This is a genomic window from Nocardia sp. XZ_19_369 (assembly GCF_015355715.1).
Classification (GTDB): Bacteria; Actinomycetota; Actinomycetes; order Mycobacteriales; family Mycobacteriaceae; genus Nocardia.
Genome location: NZ_JACVED010000001.1, coordinates 700,451 through 717,691, shown reverse-complemented (window position 1 = coordinate 717,691; position 17,241 = coordinate 700,451). Strand labels below are relative to the sequence as shown.

The 17,241-nt window shown below is 66.1% G+C and carries 19 protein-coding genes; 12 read left to right on the top strand and 7 right to left on the bottom strand.

The annotated features are described in order from the left end of the window. The 5 genes from IBX18_RS03340 (at position 1) to IBX18_RS03320 (ending at position 5,054) form a co-directional block, all read left to right on the top strand. On the top strand, positions 1-642 hold the full coding sequence (locus IBX18_RS03340; protein WP_194832260.1) for a GAD-like domain-containing protein: 642 nt from the start codon (positions 1-3) through the stop codon (positions 640-642). Between the two features lie 408 nt (positions 643-1,050). Beyond that, positions 1,051-1,926, top strand: coding sequence for an ankyrin repeat domain-containing protein (locus IBX18_RS03335; RefSeq protein ID WP_194832259.1), 876 nt, complete (start codon positions 1,051-1,053; stop codon positions 1,924-1,926). Positions 1,927-2,166: 240 nt separating this feature from the next. Next, complete coding sequence (locus tag IBX18_RS03330) at positions 2,167-2,910, top strand: hypothetical protein (protein WP_194832258.1); 744 nt, start codon at positions 2,167-2,169, stop codon at positions 2,908-2,910. 468 nt (positions 2,911-3,378) lie between these two features. Next, positions 3,379-3,612 carry a hypothetical protein gene (locus IBX18_RS03325; RefSeq protein ID WP_194832257.1) on the top strand — a complete coding sequence of 78 codons (234 nt, stop codon included), beginning with the start codon at positions 3,379-3,381 and terminating at the stop codon, positions 3,610-3,612. A 296-nt stretch (positions 3,613-3,908) separates the two neighbouring features. Then, on the top strand, positions 3,909-5,054 hold the full coding sequence (locus tag IBX18_RS03320) for a diguanylate cyclase (protein WP_194832256.1): 1,146 nt from the start codon (positions 3,909-3,911) through the stop codon (positions 5,052-5,054). Positions 5,055-5,103: 49 nt separating this feature from the next. Here IBX18_RS03320 and IBX18_RS03315 read toward each other — a convergent pair whose 3' ends face one another. Then, entirely contained in the window at positions 5,104-6,939 is a 1,836-nt protein-coding gene (locus IBX18_RS03315; RefSeq protein WP_107653244.1) for an acyl-CoA dehydrogenase, read from the bottom strand. A 225-nt stretch (positions 6,940-7,164) separates the two neighbouring features. Here IBX18_RS03315 and IBX18_RS03310 point away from each other — a divergent pair, with 225 nt between their 5' ends. Beyond that, positions 7,165-7,761, top strand: coding sequence for an alpha/beta family hydrolase (locus IBX18_RS03310; RefSeq protein WP_194832255.1), 597 nt, complete (start codon positions 7,165-7,167; stop codon positions 7,759-7,761). Here IBX18_RS03310 and IBX18_RS03305 read toward each other — a convergent pair whose 3' ends face one another. The 4 genes from IBX18_RS03305 to IBX18_RS03290 all read right to left on the bottom strand — a co-directional run bounded on the left by IBX18_RS03305 (position 7,762) and on the right by IBX18_RS03290 (position 11,826). After that, entirely contained in the window at positions 7,762-8,463 is a 702-nt protein-coding gene (locus IBX18_RS03305) for a class I SAM-dependent methyltransferase (protein ID WP_194832254.1), read from the bottom strand. A gap of 10 nt (positions 8,464-8,473) precedes the next feature. Further along, complete coding sequence (locus IBX18_RS03300; RefSeq protein ID WP_194832253.1) at positions 8,474-9,676, bottom strand: erythromycin esterase family protein; 1,203 nt, start codon at positions 9,674-9,676, stop codon at positions 8,474-8,476. A gap of 104 nt (positions 9,677-9,780) precedes the next feature. Continuing rightward, a complete protein-coding gene (locus tag IBX18_RS03295; RefSeq protein ID WP_194832252.1) occupies positions 9,781-10,887 on the bottom strand; it encodes a DUF4185 domain-containing protein in 1,107 nt (368 codons plus the stop codon). A gap of 177 nt (positions 10,888-11,064) precedes the next feature. Continuing rightward, on the bottom strand, positions 11,065-11,826 hold the full coding sequence (locus IBX18_RS03290) for a crotonase/enoyl-CoA hydratase family protein (RefSeq protein ID WP_194832251.1): 762 nt from the start codon (positions 11,824-11,826) through the stop codon (positions 11,065-11,067). A 162-nt stretch (positions 11,827-11,988) separates the two neighbouring features. On the opposite strand from IBX18_RS03290, the gene IBX18_RS03285 reads away from it, so the two are divergent. Genes IBX18_RS03285 through IBX18_RS03275 form a run of 3 tightly spaced genes read left to right on the top strand, consistent with a single transcriptional unit; the run spans position 11,989 to position 14,974 of the window. Next, a complete protein-coding gene (locus IBX18_RS03285) occupies positions 11,989-13,518 on the top strand; it encodes an acetyl-CoA acetyltransferase (protein WP_194832250.1) in 1,530 nt (509 codons plus the stop codon). Then, on the top strand, positions 13,515-14,321 hold the full coding sequence (locus tag IBX18_RS03280) for a crotonase/enoyl-CoA hydratase family protein (RefSeq protein ID WP_194832249.1): 807 nt from the start codon (positions 13,515-13,517) through the stop codon (positions 14,319-14,321). Before IBX18_RS03285 ends, IBX18_RS03280 begins: the two co-directional genes overlap by 4 nt. After that, positions 14,306-14,974: a TetR/AcrR family transcriptional regulator gene (locus tag IBX18_RS03275; RefSeq protein ID WP_194832248.1), complete on the top strand. Its 669-nt coding sequence runs from the start codon at positions 14,306-14,308 to the stop codon at positions 14,972-14,974. The genes IBX18_RS03280 and IBX18_RS03275 overlap by 16 nt, the downstream gene beginning before the upstream one ends. Positions 14,975-14,977: 3 nt before the next feature. Here the strand turns inward: IBX18_RS03275 and IBX18_RS03270 are convergent, their stop codons facing one another. Then, complete coding sequence (locus tag IBX18_RS03270; RefSeq protein WP_194832247.1) at positions 14,978-15,763, bottom strand: alpha/beta fold hydrolase; 786 nt, start codon at positions 15,761-15,763, stop codon at positions 14,978-14,980. Positions 15,764-15,893: 130 nt separating this feature from the next. On the opposite strand from IBX18_RS03270, the gene IBX18_RS03265 reads away from it, so the two are divergent. The 3 genes from IBX18_RS03265 to IBX18_RS03255 all read left to right on the top strand — a co-directional run bounded on the left by IBX18_RS03265 (position 15,894) and on the right by IBX18_RS03255 (position 16,862). Next, entirely contained in the window at positions 15,894-16,118 is a 225-nt protein-coding gene (locus IBX18_RS03265; protein WP_107653235.1) for a hypothetical protein, read from the top strand. Continuing rightward, positions 16,105-16,401 (top strand): hypothetical protein, encoded by a 297-nt coding sequence (locus IBX18_RS03260; RefSeq protein WP_194832246.1) that lies wholly within the window; start codon positions 16,105-16,107, stop codon positions 16,399-16,401. The genes IBX18_RS03265 and IBX18_RS03260 overlap by 14 nt, the downstream gene beginning before the upstream one ends. Positions 16,402-16,526: 125 nt before the next feature. Next, on the top strand, positions 16,527-16,862 hold the full coding sequence (locus tag IBX18_RS03255; RefSeq protein WP_135233909.1) for a hypothetical protein: 336 nt from the start codon (positions 16,527-16,529) through the stop codon (positions 16,860-16,862). A gap of 6 nt (positions 16,863-16,868) precedes the next feature. Here the strand turns inward: IBX18_RS03255 and IBX18_RS42765 are convergent, their stop codons facing one another. Further along, the gene (locus tag IBX18_RS42765; RefSeq protein WP_306796105.1) at positions 16,869-17,171 is read right to left on the bottom strand and encodes a DUF1905 domain-containing protein; all 303 of its coding nucleotides are present in this window, start codon (positions 17,169-17,171) and stop codon (positions 16,869-16,871) included. Positions 17,172-17,241: the final 70 nt, after the last annotated feature.

Below are 17,241 nucleotides of genomic sequence, written 5' to 3'. Positions count from 1 at the left end.
ATGCCTTTTCCTGTCAAGGATATAACTCAGAAGTGGGGTCGTCCGAGCTTTTCGGTTCCCGCTCCCGAGGAACGGTTCGAGAAGTACGCGGGACAGGTTCCGAATTTTCTGCTCGACCTGTGGCGTGAGCTCGGATTCGCTGGTTTCCGGAAAGGGTTGATGTGGCTTTGCGATCCTGAGGAGTGGCAGACGACGGTGGACGAGTGGACGGCGGGTATCGACCTGCCGTTCGGTGACGACAAATGGGTGGCGGTAACCAGATCGGCGTTCGGCAGGATGACACTTTGGGGGCAACGGACGGGATTGAGCCTGACGGTCATTCCTTACAGCGGTTGGTTATTGCCTATGGACATGTCCAGCGACATGTCGGATGAATTCGGGCGCGATGTACAGATTTTCACCTCGTTGAGGGCGGCGAGCGGTGATCTATTGGATCCGGATGGTGACGATGACAGGCCGCTCTTCAAGCGGGTATTGAAACGGTTGGGGCCGGTTGGGCCGGACACCATGTATGGATTTGTTCCGGCCCAGGCGCTCGGTGGGCCGATGCTGCCCGACCACGTGCAGATTGTGGACGCGGCGGTGCACATGCAGCTCCTCAGCCAGATCACACCGCGGACAATCATGATCAATCCGTACTAGGTCATGTATCCCAATCCGGTTCTGTGGATTGTGTCCGGGAGGTCGTGCGGTCGAGCATCGTGTTTACCGTGGCGACGGTCGTTGGTGATCGGTATCGAGTTCTGACGGGCAAGCAGTTGGACTCCGGCGTTCAGGTTGGCTGCCAGCGAGTTCGACGATGTGATCGAGTTCGGGAAAGCGATCGAAGCGGCGCTGAACATGCGGCAGCACCCAACATTCCGGCGAAAGTGGTACGAAGGCGCTACCCCGCTGGTGATCCCATCTTCAGCCTGCCGTCATGGGAGGACTATCGCCGGGAGGTGTGATTCGGGGAAGAGCGTGGAGCGCCGTATGAGCCGGCGGCACCTTGCTCGGCCCTCTACCGGAGTATCAGTGAGCAATCTTGCCAGGGGATTCACAGATCCCGGTGTGTCGAAGTTGGCGAAGGCGGTGGTCAAGGACGATGTCGCCAAGGTGAACAAGCTCTTGGCCGACGGCGCTGATCTGGGTGGGGTCGGCGTCTGTGGGTGGAATGTGCTGATGTTGGCGTTGGCGGCGCGCAAGCGTAAGGCGTTCCGCGCGTTGCTCGACGCCGGTGCGGACACCGCGCATCGCGATGAGGACGGTGCGACCGTCCTGCATATGGCGGCGCGGATCGAAGACTCCTGGTACTTGCAGACATTGCTCGAGTATCCGGTTGATGTGAATGCCATCGACCCGAGCAGCGGGGCTACTCCGCTCATCGCGGCCAGAGGCAACTACGAGCAGTTTCGAATGCTGCTGGCGGCCGGCGCCGATCCGAATATTCCCGACCTGTCCGGTGGTACCGCACTGCATCACGCCGCGGAACTCGCGCGGTACCAGCAGGTATTGGATCTACTCGATGCTGGCGCGGACCCGAACCGTACCGACGAATCGGATGAGACGTTCCAGGGGTACCTACACCGTCCTGACCCCCTGGACCAGGGCACTGAGCTCCGAAACCAACGCGCGCAAATCACGTCGTGGCTGCGCGAGCACGGCATCGCAATCGAACCGCTTCCGGAGCACGTCGCTCGAGCACGGGCGAGTGCCGCCCGCCATCGTGCCGTCGGTCATATCGGTGACAGTGCGGGGGGTTGGACCCCGGCGTTCACGATCGACCCGAGTGAGTTCGACGATGTCATCGAGTTCGGGAAGGCGATCGAGTCGGCGCTGAACGAGCTGCAGTACCGCCACATCCCGGCCAAGGTGGTGCAAAGACGTTATCCCGCAGGCGATCCGGTCTTCAGCCTGCCGTCATGGGAGCAGTACCGCGGTCGGTAGTGGAGGGACGGAGTTTCGGCTACGAGCGGACCGTGGGCTGGCTGAGTGCTGTTGTATGCCTGAACGTTGGGTGGCGTGTGTCGAACGGCTGCCGCTGTGGGGTTGTCGGCGCAGCGTGACGTAAGCGGGGTGAAGTTCTAACGGGGTAACTGTCGCGGCCTTCTGCCGCTGGCTACTAACAGGGCGGTCCGATGGATTCGGGCCGCCTTGTTGTATTTCATCGATGAAGGAGTGGAATAGATGGCTGTCTATGGTCCGGCCGGGGTTGCGGTTGACGCGTCCGGGAATGTCTACTACACGAATGCTTCCACTCGGGCGGTGATCAAGAGGGATCCGTTGGGGCGCGAAACCACTCTGCCGGTCAGATGGTTGAATATTCCGTTCGGCGTGACGGTGGATGCGTCGGGGAATATTTATATCACCGACTACCAGTATGACAAGAAGTACCAGCGCGGATTCGTACATCGGCTCAGTGCCGGCGGTGTGCACAGCCGCATCGAGATTCCCGAGCTGCAGAATCCTACGGACGTGCATGTGGATTCGGCAAGCAACCTGTACGTGGTCGACAGCTGGAACAGCAGGATTGTCCGGGTCGATCCGAGCGGGGTGCAGGAGACCATCCTGCCGGGGAATCTCTCTTTCCCATTCGGCATCTATGTCGATGATGCGGGAACGATTACTGTCTCCAACAGTGAGGACAGGATCGGTGTCGTTCGGCGCGATGCCGCAGGCAACGAGACGACCCTGCCGTTCACCGGCCTCGATCGGTCGATGGGGTTGGATATCGACGCTGTCGGCAATGTGTATGTGGTCCAGCAGGGAGTGCGCAACGCTACTCCGCGAGTCGTGAAGATGACGCCTGAAGGCGTGCAGTCGGTGGTGCCGTCCAGGCCGGGGGTGCTGCACACGCCGAGAGGTATAGCGGTTACCGACACGGCGATCTGGGTAGCCGACTCGTACGGTCTCGAGCAGTTGGACCTCTGACGCAGTCCTCAGTGGGTGCCCGGCACTATTCGGTGAATCTTCTCCTGGCGTTACATTAATTCCGCATGCAATGAATCACAACATAGCCCCTTGATTGCTGGATGACGCAAATGTGGTCAGTCGATGAATGCTCAATTAGTTTCAAGTATGCTATCGGTTTGCCATGGTGGCAGTAGGTCATCGCTGGAGCGTTATGCCGAATTGCTATTTTGCCACAAACGGCCCGGTAGTGGGTATCTTTCGGGCATGCCCCAAATCTGGATGCCGGTGAAAATATGGGCGCGAACTGGCAATATGCCAGCTTACAGTTTGAAAGTTGCGTACCCATCGACTTGCAACCCACCCGCAACCACTGACCGAAATCCGCGATGACTGAACAGTCGCTGACCTCCGAATTCCCGTGATAGAACTGGCTGCGGTCGATACCAAAGGGCATCGACCTGGATATTCGGTAAAGGAAGCAACTGAATGAAGAAAACGCGTGTATTCGGGATCGTGCTGGCGGCGGCCGCCGGCGTCCTCATCGCCGGGTCGGGCATGGCGACCGCCGACGCGGCGCCGGGGCTGAAACTGGAGCCGGGCACCGTGGAGCCGGTGGTCGCCCCCGGTGAGCCCGACCCGACCGGGACCGGCTCGAGCAAGGCCATCGCCGAGATCGTCAAGGCGCTGTCCAGCGGCTCGGGCAACAAGCCTGCCCCGTAATTCACCGACGAGATACCGCCCCGCGATGCTGGGCAAGGACGGCGGGGCGTCCTGAATGTCACGAAGCGGCCCGGAGCGATCCGGGCCGCTTTGTCGTATCCGCAGCCAACTGATTGAGATAGCTGAGTGGTGACTGTGGCTGCGCAGCGGTCCAGTGTCACGGCTTTCCAGCCGGGATTTTCCCGGCTCACAGCGCTGTGCGCACCAACACAACGACCCCTGTGGCACGCCAGCAATACACTTGATCAGTTAGCTGGTGAGATTCGACGAGGAATCTCGCGCTCGGCGTATCTGCGATGGAACTGATCCTTCTGCGCTTGGTGGTGGCTGTGGCCAATGGTCGCGTGATGCTCGAGGCATGGTGGCACGATCCGGCCGATTACAACTGGCTGGCGCGCGCCCTGGACTCCCACGCGGCAGTGCGCTGGACAAAGGTGGCCGTCGGTATGGGTGGCGCGGTGCTGGCCGGCATCGCGATCCTCGTGCTGTCGTCCGAGTCCGGTCCGCCGAGCAGGGTCGGTCAGGCGCTCGACTGGCTGGTGGTCGCGTTCGCACTGTTCTGGGCTCTGCGCTGGTGGCTAGGGCCGTGGCCGAGCCGCACCGAGTCGCTGACCCTGTTCGCCGCTGCGGATCTTGCGATCACGGTGGCGTGTTGGCAGGAATCGGACCGGGTGTACGGCGCGCTGGGCCTGGTACTGCTCGTGGTCACCGGTGGTTATCTGGCGGTGATGCACAACGCCAAGGTGCTGGCGGTGCATGCGGCCTGGACGATGGTGTCGGTGCTGGCGCTGACCACCCGGATGGTCGCGGTGGGCGGCGATCCGATGGTCGGCCTGGCGATCGTGCTGATCTCGGTGGCGGCGGGCGTTGTGCTGTTGCCCTCGATGCAGTTCTGCTACTGGGTGCTGCGCCAGGACGCGGTGACCGATCAATTGACCGCGCTGTTGAACCGTCGCGGGCTCGAATTGAATCTGTCCACGTTGCGGCAGTCCGGCCGGTCGGTGCCGGCCTGTGCGATCGCGATCGATCTGGACCGGTTCAAGGACATCAACGACCGCTTCGGGCACGCCATGGGTGACATGGTGCTGAGCCGGACGGCCAAACGGCTGCGCCGCGCGGTCGGCTCCCGACTGCTGTTGGCACGGATGGGTGGTGAGGAGTTCGTGATCTTCGGGCCGCTCGACACGCTGACGGCGCGCTCGGTCGCGGAACTGGTGCGGCAAGCAGTCGCCGAACCGGACGATGTGGTTGCGGCGGCCGGCCTGGATCCGGAATCGGTGGTGGTGACCGCGAGCGTCGGTGTGGCGGTTTTCGACGGGATCGGTGACTCGCCGACGCCTGCCTACTTGCTCGCGCGCGCGGACACCGCGATGTATCAAGCCAAACAGCTGGGCGGAAACCTGGTCGTGGTCGACGATCTGGTCGGCTCCAGCACAGCCTGACAACGAAAACGGCCCGGAGCGATCCGGGCCGTTTTCGTCGTTATCGAGATCAGAACGCTGCTTCGTCCAGCTCCATGATGTCGTTGTCCAGGTTCGACAGGATGGTGCGGACCGCGGTCAGCTCCGGCAGCATGTTGCGCGCGAAGAACTGCGCGACCGCGACCTTGCCCTGGTAGAACGACTCGTCGGCACCGGTGGCGCCGTTGTCGAGCGCCTTGATGGCGATCTCGGCCTGACGCAGCAGCTGCCAGCCGATGAGCAGGTCGCCGACGGCGAGCAGGAAGCGCACCGAACCGAGGCCGACCTTGTACAGCTCGGACGGGTTCTCCTGGGCGCCCATCAGGTGCCCGGTGAGCGTGGCGGCCATGGCCTGCACGTCCTCGAGCGCGGTGGCGAGCAGCTTGCGCTCACCCTTGAGGCGGCCGTTGCCCGCCTCCGACTCGATGAACTTCTGCACCTGGCCTGCCACGTGCGCCAGTGCGACGCCGCGGTCCCGCGCGATCTTGCGGAAGAAGAAGTCCTGCGCCTGGATCGCGGTGGTGCCCTCGTAGAGCGAGTCGATCTTCGCGTCGCGGATGTACTGCTCGATCGGGTAGTCCTGCAGGAAGCCGGAGCCGCCCAGGGTCTGCAGCGATTCGGTCAGGTACTGGTAGGCCCGCTCGGAACCGACACCCTTGACGATCGGCAGCAGCAGGTCGTTGACCCGGTCCGCGAGATCGGCGTCGGCACCGGAAACCTGCTGGGCGACATCGGGATCCTGGTGCGCGGCGGTGTAGAGGTAGATCGCGCGCAGGCCCTCGGCGTAGGCCTTCTGGCTGGCCAGCGAGCGCCGGACGTCGGGGTGATGGGTGATGGTCACGCGGGGCGCGGCCTTGTCGGTCATCTTGGTCAGGTCGGCACCCTGGACGCGCTCCTTGGCGTAGTCGAGGGCGTTGAGGTAACCGGTCGACAGGGTGGCGATGGCCTTGGTGCCCACCATCATCCGGGCGTTCTCGATGACGTCGAACATCTGCGCGATGCCGTTGTGCACCTCGCCGACGAGCCAGCCCTTGGCCGGAATGCCGTTGCCACCGAAGGTGACCTCGCAGGTGGCGGAGACCTTCAAGCCCATCTTGTGCTCGACGCCGGTGACGAAGACGCCGTTGCGGTCGCCGAGTTCACCGGTCTCGTGGTCGAAGTGGAACTTCGGCACGAAGAACAGCGACAGACCCTTGGTGCCGGGGCCTGCGCCCTCGGGGCGGGCCAGCACCAGGTGGACGGTGTTCTCGAACATGTCGTCGGCGTCGGCGGAGGTGATGAAGCGCTTCACACCCTCGATGTGCCAGGTGCCGTCTTCCTGCTTGATCGCCTTGGTGCGACCGGCGCCGACGTCGGAGCCCGCGTCGGGCTCGGTGAGCACCATGGTGGCGCCCCAGTCGCGGTCGATCGCGATCTTGGCCCACTTCTTCTGCTCGTCGGTGCCGTTGTTGTGGAAGATGGTGTTGAAGCCGGGACCTGCGGCGTACATGTACGCGGCGGGCTGTGCGCCGAGGATCAGCTCGCTGATGGCCCAGTGCACGGTGCGCGGGACGCCGAGTCCGCCGAGCTCCTCGGGGATACCGAGCTTCTCCCAGCCGCCTTCCTGCAGCGCGCGGAAGGACTTCTTGAACGATTCGGGGATCGCGACGGTGTGCGTCTGCGGGTCGAAGACCGGCGGGTTGCGGTCGGCGTCGGCGAAGGACTCCGCGAGCGGGCCCTCGGCCAGGCGACGCACCTCGTTGAGCATCTCCTTGACGGTGTCCGTGTCGAGGTCGCCGTAGGCGCCGCTGTCGAGGATCGAGCCGAGTCCCAGGACCTCGAAGAGGTTGAACTCCAGGTCGCGGACGTTGCTCTTGTAGTGACCCATGTCAGTACTCACTCTCCGTTGAGTTGGTGCGGTCGGTTGGTTGACCGTTCCCGCCCGTGTTTCGCTCTACCGGTAGCCGGTGTTCCGCATGCTACTCGCGGGTAACTTACGCTCCATATTACCGACCGGTAATGGGCTGGCAAAGGCTCGAGCGGGAATGTGACGCGAAAAACAGCGTCACGCGGGGCGTCGCGAGTTGACGCGCCGACCCGGTTACCGTGAGGTGTGCGCATCGAGACGAGTGCCGGACCGGCCGAAATCGAGCTTGACCAGCCACGCAAGCCCGCGTTTCTCCTGGTGCTCACGCACGGTTCGGGCGGCGGGGTCGACGCGAAGGACATCCTGACCGTGCGCGACGCGGCGGTGGCGCTGGGTGGCGCGGTAGCCAGGGTTGTGCAGCCTTATCGGCTCGCGGGCCGGCGGGCGCCCGGGTCGGCGGTGAAGCAGGACGAGGCCTGGCTGGAGATCGTGGCGGCGCTGCGAGCCCGGGTGAAGAAGGTTCCGTTGATCCAGGGTGGACGGAGCAACGGTGCCCGGGTCGCTTGTCGCACGGCGATCGCGGCCGAGGCGCGCGGCGTGATCGCGCTGTCTTTTCCGCTGCATCCGCCGGGGAAGCCGGAGAAGTCGCGGCGCGCGGAGCTGCTCGAAGCGGGTGATATCGAGGTGGTCGTCATCAACGGCGGGAGCGATCCGTTCGGCATTCCGGACGCTGCCGATGCGGCGGAGGTGCGGGTGATTCCAGGTCAGCCGCACTCGTTCCGCACGGGCTTCGACGTCATCGCCGACACGGTCACGCCCTGGTTGCAGCGCTGGAGGGGGTAGTCAGGAGACCGGTTCGACCTCGCCGTCGCCAGCCGCCGGCCGGGTGGCGATGACCAGCGCATCGATGGCATCGCGCCCCTCGGTGGGGCGGAAGACGCGTTCGGCCAGCCGGACCTTGATTCGGTCGTCCGCGATGGCCTCGCCCAGGTCGGCGACGATGTCGTCCGGGGTGAAGAGGACGGACGGGTCCTGCGGGCCGCCGTAACCCTCGGTGAGGTTGGTGGAGTCATGGCCGAGGACGAGCAAGGTGCCCTCGGGAACCAGCAGGTCCGCGGCCTGACGGACCACCTTGCGCCGTTGCTCGGCGGGTAGGTGCAGAAAGACCATGAGGACCAGCTCGAACGGACCGGTGAGCTCGGCGGCGGCGAAATCGGTGACGTCGGCGCACTGCCAGGTGATCCGGCTGCGCACCGAGCGGGACAGCCGGGTGGCGATGGTCCGGCCCTTGTCCACGCCGACCTGTGAATAGTCGACGGCGTGCACCTGCCAGCCGTGTGTGGCCAGCCAGAGGGCGTTGCGACCTTCGCCGCAGGCCAGGTCGAGGGCGCGCGGGAGCTCCGGCGGGTCACCGTCGGGATGGTCGGACTGCAGCGGTGTCCGCCGCTCCAGCCCGAAGACGTGCTCCACCACGGTGTTGTTCGGCGGTGCGCCCCAGACCAATTCAGTGTGCGCGTAGCGCTCGTCCCAATCGGTCGCATCCATGCCCGCGAGTCTATTGATCCTCGATCGGCAGCCAGTGCACCGGCGAGGTTTCCCGGACGTGCACCAGCACGTCGAAGGCGTCGGACAACGAGTCGAGGCTGAGGTTGGCGGTGTCGTCCTGGGCCGGGTCGTAGATGCCGCTGATGACGCGGACCTTCGCCGGGCCGCGGAACCACTCGCGAACCGCCTCCGGCGCGTCGTCGCGGAGGTCGACGAAGTAGGCGGGCAGATCGACCGAGCCGAGCGTCGCGTCCAGCAGATCGGGCCGCGGTTCGGGCGCTGTAGCCATGCCGAGGTCGCCGTGGTGGAAGCCGAGAGCCACCGAGACGTAATCGCGGCCGAACTCGTTGTGCAGATAAGTGCCGACACCCCGGAATTCCGCTGTCCCCATTCGTATCCCGAGATTCGTGGTGTGCGCGATGCCGTCCCAGTAGACGATCTTCGCTCCGCTGCGGCGCTGCCAATCGATGACCCGCTCGCCCGCAAGCCGCTCGTCGCCGGCGAATCCACCCTGCCCGGCGACGCTGTTCTCATGGAAGTCGAGTATCAACCGTGCGTGCGCGCGAACGGATTCCGGTGTGGCCGACAAGGTTTCGAGCAGCGCAACCGCCTCTCGCGCGTGCTCGGCGAACGGGCGACCCGGGTGAGTGCCCTGATGGCGCTGAACGTGTTCGTCCACCTGATGCGCGGTACGGATCGGCGTGAGGTGAACCTCGATGTCGGCCAGTCGATCCGGTGCGACGCGGCGCACGTGCTCGAGCACGACGTCGTAGTCCGCGGGCTCCGCACTCGGCGGCTGCACGCCGAATATCCGCACCGGATCGTCGGGATGGTCCTGGTTGAACGCGCGGATCCACTCCAGTGCCGCAATGGTTTCCGTCGTCCGCCACGGCCGCCACGAGCCGGTCAGCACCGTTTCGGGATCGCCTGCACCGGTGCGCACATACTGATCCCACCGCTCGCCGGACCGCGCGCTGTCCTGAATGGCCAAGCCGCGGAAGCCGTGTCGCTCGACCAGCGCCCGGAACACGCGCTCCTGCACCCCGTAGATCTGCCGGGAGAATCGCGTCGACTCACCCAGCCCGACCACGGTCGCCGAACCGAGCCGATCGATCAGCGGATCGAGGTCCGGACCGGTGTAGCCGGGATCGGTATCGATGACCGGATGTGCGGTGACGCTGAGCCATTCCCGCACGGGTGCGACGGTTTCCATGGTTCCTCCTGCAGACGACGATCCGACACCACCGAGCCTCATACGTGAAGTCTTGTTGAGGTCAAGGTCGTGCCGGATCGCGCGGAACCGGGTGCGGGAAACCCTTACAGCGTTGTGCGCATGAGCAGCACGTTGTACTGACTGTGCACGGTGGTGAGGTAGTACAGATCACGTCCGGTCTGGTACGGGAAGATCGACGGCGCGTACGCGCTCGGCAGCTCCCTGGTGTCGATCAACACCTCGGGCTCACTCCACGGACCGGTCGGTGCGGGCGCGCGCCGCATCACCACCGAGTTGAACGGGTCGGTGGTGAGCGAGATGTACTGGCCCAGATACGCGTTGTACATCACCGACAGTTCGCCGACGCCCCACATGATCGGTGCCGCGGCATTGACGTCGCCGCGTCGCCACCCTTCGCCGTCCCAGTATTCGTACGCACCGAGATCGGTGATCTCGGCCTCCGGCACCCGGGCCACGAACGCGGCCTGGTTGCGACCGGACGGGGTGCCGTACTCGTAGACGAAGCCGCCGTCCTTGAGGAAGGCGTTCATCTGGAAGTTGCTGTTGCCGCCCTCGTCCGGGCGCCGGGTGGCGGGCAATTCACCCCAGGTTTCGCCGTTGTCGCCGGATGCGGCGAGCCCGGAGAAATTGGTGCTCCATTGACCGACATCGTCCCAGCTCCGCACGGACATGAGGCTCATGAATTGCACCCCGCCCACCGAGATGCCCGCGGTCGGGATGCGGCTGATCTCCAGGAACGGGATCTTCGGGCTGGGGATCAGATCGCGCGCCTGTCCGAATACATCGCGGACGACACTGTCGAAGTAAATCCCGCCCGCCGGGTGCTGGGTGTGGCTGCGCATCAGAATATTGGAGCGCCACGACCACATACTGCCCGCCAGCAGATTCGGAAATCCGAGGCCGGCGGTGTCGCCGAACGCTGTCAGCAACTCGCCGTTGCCGTTGTCCCACATGATGCCGAGGTCGGTGCCGAGCACGTTGTAGGCCTGGGTGTTGTTCGGGCTGGCCATGCCGGTCATCTGGAACACGGCTTTGGTTCGGCCATGCAGGTGGGGCAGGCCGGTGCTGCCATTGAGTACCGGAATGGGGTTGATGGTGTTCGGGTTGGCGGTGGCCGGGGTGGCAGCACTGATAAGCAAGGCCGAAGCACCCGCCAGCGCCGATAGCAAGATGGATGCCGTTCTGGTCAAGGTCTGTGAGCCCTCCGTATCACGCCGAGCGCGATGCGACACACAGACTTCCCGCGATACACAGACCCCTCGCGGTGTGTAACGCACCACAATTCGACTGGCTGGCAAATCCTTGGGAAATGCTAGCAGCGCAGTTGTCGAAATTATGGCGCGTAGCTCAAAAAAGAGCTCTGAGCATTACTTTTTCTTGGATTTGCTCCCCGTCGTGGCCAGCCGAATGATCAACGGCAGCTGCGTCGCGCGTTCCAGCGCGAACGTGCGGCGTGTCGAGGCCTCCCAGGCCTTGTCGAACAGCCGCTTGGCGCCAGCGACGGCGTGCGGCGAGCGGGTCGCGATGCGGTCGGCGAGTTTCTCCGCGGCGGCGACCGGGTCCGCGGTGACCTCGGTGACCAGGCCGATGCGCTCGGCGTAGGCGGCGTCGACCGTGTCCGCGGTCATGGCGAGCAGCAGCGCCTTGTCGACGCCGATCAGCCGGGACAGGGTGGCCGCGCCGGTCATGTCGGGCACCAGACCGTGCTTGACCTCCATCACGGAGAACTCCGAGTCGGGGGTGGCGAAGCGGAAGTCGGCGGCCAGCGCGAGCTGCAGTCCGCCGCCGTAGCAGCGGCCGTGCACCGCGGCGATCACCGGCACCCGCAACCGCCGCCACGCCCAGCAGGCCTCTTGGAAGGTGTTGGTGCCGCGCCACGGCAGTGGGACGAAACTGCGCACGATGGACAGCGGGTCACCGGTGGCTTTGGCGATGTCCAGGCCGCTGCTGAAGCTCGGGCCGTTGCCGGACAGGATGACGGCGCGCACGTCGGCCCGGTCCGCGATGGTGTGCGCGGTGTCGATCAGGTCCCGGAGCATGTCGATGGTGAGGCCGTTGTGCTTGTCCGGCCGGTCGAGGGTGACGTAGGCGCGGTCGCCGTCGAAGCGCAGCGCGATGTTGGTGCCCATTCCCGGATCTTACCCGCGAGTCAGTTCAATGGTAGGGGCCATTGCCCGGCCGTTCGGTCTCTGCTCTAATCGAACGCAAGTTACCGTCAATGCTGACGGTATCCGCGTCGATTGTGCCCGATCGCGGCACGCTCGACGCCCCGCAAGACCATCGGAGGAACAATGCTGCCAGCGGGAATGGATCCCCGGACGCCGGTGCTGGTCGGTGCCGGACAGGTCGTGCACCGGAGCGGCGAGCCGGGCCTGCCGGGCCCGGTCGAGCTCGCCGCCGAATCGCTGCGCCGCGCGGGCACCGACAGCGGCACCGGCGATCGGCTGCTCCGGTCCGCCGATCTGATCGCGGCGGCGGCCCCGGTCAGCAGGCCGTACGCGGATCTGGGCGCACTGGTCGCCACGGAACTCGGCGCATCGCCGAAGCGGACGGTGCAGTCCGTGCGTTTCGGCGGCGACGCACCGCAGCGGCTGCTCAACACGGTCGCCCAGGCGATCGCCGACGGGCAGTCCGATATCGCGCTGATCACCGGCGCCGAGGCGGTGGCCGCCTGGAATGCCGCCACTCGCACGGGTGCCCCGCTGGATTGGCCGGAACAGTCCGACGACGTGCAGCCGACCGAACTCATCGGCTCGGATCGCGCGCCCAACTCCGATATGGAGACCGCGGCTGGGCTGTGGGGGCCGGTGTACTTTTACGCCCTGATGGAAACCGCGCTGCGCGGTCGGCTCGGCCTGAGCGAGGACGAGCATCGCGCGCGCATCGGCGGCCTCTGGTCGCGCTTGTCCGAGGTCGCCGCGCGCAATCCCTATGCCTGGCAGCCCACGCCGCAGACGGCCGCCGATCTGGTGACGCCGACGCCCGCGAATCGCATGGTGTCTACGCCGTATCCGAAGCTGCTCATCGCGAACCTTTCGGTGAATCAAGGTGCGGGGCTGATCGTGTGCAGCGCGGCCGCCGCGACCGCGGCCGGGGTGCCGCGGGACCGGTGGGTGTTCCCGCACGGCGGCGCCACCGCCACCGACGAATGGTTCGTCTCCGAACGCGCGGACCTGGCCGCCTCACCCGCCATCGCAGCCGCCGGACAGGCCGCCCTGGGCGCCGCGGGCATCGGCATCGATGACGTCGCGCACATCGACCTGTACTCGTGCTTCCCGGTCGCGGTCCAGGTCGCCGCCGAGGCGCTCGGGCTGCCGATCGACGATCCGGAGCGGCCGCTGTCGGTCACCGGCGGGCTCACCTTCGGGGGCGGGCCCGGCAACAATTACGCCACTCATTCGATCGCGACTCTGGTCGGCCTGTTGCGCGAGGACCCGAGTGCGTACGGCCTGGCGACCGCGCTCGGTTGGTACATCACCAAGCACGGTGTCGGCGTCTACTCGGCGGAACCGCCTGCGCGGCTGTTCCGTTCGATCGAGGCGCAGGTGCCTGCCGCCAGACGGGAGGCCGCGCCCGGCTACACCGGGCCCGCGACCGTCGAGTCGTACACCGTCGCCTACCGCAAAGGCCCCGCGCCGGAGCACGCCGACGAGCCCGAGGCGGTCGTGGTCAGCGCTGTGACGCCGACCGGCGCCCGCATACTGATCCGGGCGTCCGACGCCGAGACCGTCGCCGCGTTCGACGAGGGCGACCCGCTCGGCGTTGCCGCCGACATCACCGCAACAGACAAGCTGACGCTCATCGAGAGGACCGTCAAATGACCGCAGCATCGCAGGGCGACTCGACGCGGGACGCGGGTGGATCCGACCTGATCCTGGTCGAACGGCGCGACGCCATCACCGTGCTGACCGTCAACCGTCCCGAGGCCCGCAACGCGATCAACCTGGCGACCGCGCAGGCCATCGAGAACGCCGTCGACGAGTTCGAGGCCGACGATGCGGCCCGGGTGCTCGTGCTCACCGGCGCGGGTGGCACCTTCAGTGCGGGAATGGATCTCGTCGCCGCGTCGAAGGGCGAGATGCCGATGACGCAGCGGCGTGGCCCGCTGGGCATCGCCGCGAAACCTCCGGTGAAGCCGATGATCTCGGCCGTCGAGGGCTTCGCGCTGGCCGGCGGTTTCGAGTTGGCGCTCTCCGGTGACCTCATCGTCGCCGCCAGTAACGCACAGTTCGGCATCCCGGAAGTCAAGCGCGGCTTGGTCGCCGCGGGTGGTGGCGTGCTGCGCCTGACCCAGCGGCTGCCGCGCAGCATGGCCGCCGAGCTCGCGCTGACCGGCGGGCGGATCGGCGCCGAACGGCTGTATCAGCTGGGTCTGGTCAATCGGATCGCCGAGCCCGGCGCCGCATTGGCCGTCGCGCTCGAGCTGGCCGCCGAAATCGCCACCGCCGCACCGCTCGCCGTCGCCGCGAGCAAGCGGATCATCGACGAGTCGCCGGACTGGCCGATGGCCGACGCGTTCGCCAAGCAGGGCGAGATCGCCTTGCCCGCACTGTTTTCCAAGGACGCCGCCGAGGGCGCGCTCGCCTTCGCGCAGAAGCGCGAACCGCAATGGCAGGGACGCTGACCACCTCGGGAGAACGCGTCCGGGAGACGCAGGCGCAGCGCCGCGCGCGCATGCGCACGCGGCTCCTGGACGCGGCGGTGGAGAGCCTGATCGAGGTCGGTTACGCGGGCACCACCACGCTGGAGGTGCAGAAGCGGGCCGGCGTGCCGCGCGGCACGCTGCAGCATCATTTTCCGACCAAGGCCGATCTGCTCGCCGGTGCGGTCGAGCATCTCGCCGCCCGCCGATTCGACCAGCTGACAAAGGAATTCGAGGATATTCCGGCGACGGCCGATCGGTTGGAGACGGCCGTCGAGCTGACCATGCGAATGCTCAGCGGGCCGTCGTTCTGGGCCGCGCTGGAAATGTGGGTGGGTGCGCGCACCGACCCCGAGCTGCTCGCCGCCTTCCTGCCCCTGGAGCATCGGCTGTTCGAGTTGATGCACACCAGCATTCGCGACGTCTTCCGCGCGGAGTTCCCGGATGACCCTCGGGTGCCTACGATCACCGAGTTCACCATCGAGATCATGACCGGTCTCGCCTTGCGCGTGCTGCTGACCGGCGAGGTGGATCGGAACCGAATCATCCAGCACCGCTGGCGGAATGCGGTACGCATCCTGCTCGGCAAGGCACATCCCGACACGCTGACCGAGCCGCGGCGGAGCGCGGAGTAGCGGTTACTTCCTGGCGATGGTGTCGAGCACCGCTCGCGCGCACGCGGTGGGATCGTCGTAGAACGGTGTGTGCCCACTGCCGTGCAACGTGACGTGCTCGGCCTGCGGCAGCAGCGCGCGGGCGCGGCGGCTCTGGGTTCGGTAGGTCAGCAGGATGTCGCGATTGCCCCAGGCGATGGTAACGGGAATGTCTGCGAGACAGCCGGTTTCGATCAGCTTCGCGTCGGTGAACGAAGCGAGCGCCGGTTCGAAACCCGGTGCGTCGGCTGCCCCGTTCGCGGTATCGACGGCCACTTGCGCGTCGACGGCCCATGGCTTGCCGAAGACCAAACTCAGGAAGGCGGTGCGCCCTGCGGCGGTGCCGAGGATCGTCGGCAGCGCGGGCTTCAACCTGCCCGCGAGCATGCGCGACTTGCCCAGCGACTGCTGGCACCAGACGCGACCGGCGTTGTCCCAGAACGCGATCGGTGAAAAGGCGGTGACGGAGCGGGCGAGCCCGCGGGCGCCGAGATTCAGCGTGATCAACCCGCCCATCGAATTGCCTGCCAGGTGCGGCCGCTCGATGCCCTGTGCGGCAAGGAATTCGGCGAGTGCGTCGGTGAGGGTGTCCACGGTGGTGGTGGCGAGCGGCGCCGAACCGGCGAACCCGGGCAGATCGACGGCGATCACGTCGAACGACTCGGCGAGCGCATCGATGATCGGCTCCCATACCTGCCACCGGCTGCCGATGCCGTGCACCAGAACGAGTGGCTCACCCGAGCCGGTCCGATGATGATTCAACATCGTCATGCTCTTCCGCCTCTCCGCGTATTCAGGCGCCCACAGTAACAGCAGTCACTAGCCATCAGTTGCCGGTCCGCTGCCTGGAACCGGACAATTTCCGCTGGCAGTGGCGCGAAAAGTCGGTACGATAATTGGTATGGCAACGCGTAAGGTCACCCTTTCGCTGGATGAGGCCGCCTGGTCCTTCGCCGAGCAGGCCGCGGCCCGCGCGGGCATGTCGCCCTCGGCGTGGATTTCCAAGGCCGCGCGGCGTGAGGCCGTGCGCACCGGGTGCGGTCCGGTACCGGATGTGACGGCTCAGGCCGCCGCGGACGCGGCCGAAATGGCCGCCGCCGAGGAGGCGATGCGTGCGGCGGGGTGAACTGTGGATCTACAACCCGCATGGTTCGCCGCGTCGTCGCACGGTCGTGCTCATCAGCAGTGACGGCATCAACGAGTCGCCGAGGCCGTGGCTGATCGCCGCCGAGGTGGTCCAGGACGATCCCCAGGACATCCTGGCGGTACCGGTGCAGCAGTACGGCTGGGTGCACGCCGGGAACATCGGCCGCATCTTCCGCGGCTGGCTCGCCGAACGCGTCGACGAGATGGAATCCGAGACGCTGGAACGCCTGGATACCGCGCTGCGGGCGGCGATGGATCTCTGAGGGCTTGGACATGGTCCCGCAACGCGTTGTGCACGTAGGGTTCTGACCCGATCGGTACCATCGGGGCCGACGTCCCCACGGCGTCCATTCCACGACGGTGGCCATTTCGACAGATTGGGATTCAGGTGCGGATCTCCCTGATCGCCGCGGCGCTCATCGCGCTGCCGGTGCTCGCGGCATGCGGCAACGACAAGGCGGCGGCAGCGCCGACGGTGACGCAGGCGGACCTCGCCAAGTCCCTGCAGGCCAAGGGCCTCAAGAGTCAGCAGCTCGCCGACTGTGCCGCGAAACTCTTTGTCGAACAGGGCATCTCGCAGGACGGCCTGCGCGTTCTGATCAGCGACGAGTACGACACGAAGGCGGCCGATCAGGAAACTCTGGGCATGAACAAGGAGGACGCCGAAAAGGCCCGCACCGCGCGGACCCGGATCGCGTCCGAGTGCATGTCCGCCCCGCGCTGAACCACCTCAGATCGCGACGACCAATTCGATCCGAGCCCGCGAGCCGGCGCCGAGATCCTCGGCGCTGCGGACCGCCTTCTTCACCGGCAGTATGTAGGTGGCGCGAGACTTGTCCGGGAACAGCGAGGTCGACCAGCGGCTGGCGCCGATGGTGACGTGCACGCGGACCGAGCCGAACCCGCCTGCCCGGTGGGCGTACCGCTCCTCGATCTCGTCGGCGACCTCCGCGGGCAGCGAAATGAAATGCCAGGACCCCTGGCCTGCGTGTTCCCATACCTCTGCCGTGAACGAGTATTGCGATCCAGCCACGTGGCGACTGTAGCGAGCCGCACCGACAACTACCGCCGCCCACCATTTCGGATCGCGGTGCGCGCAACCC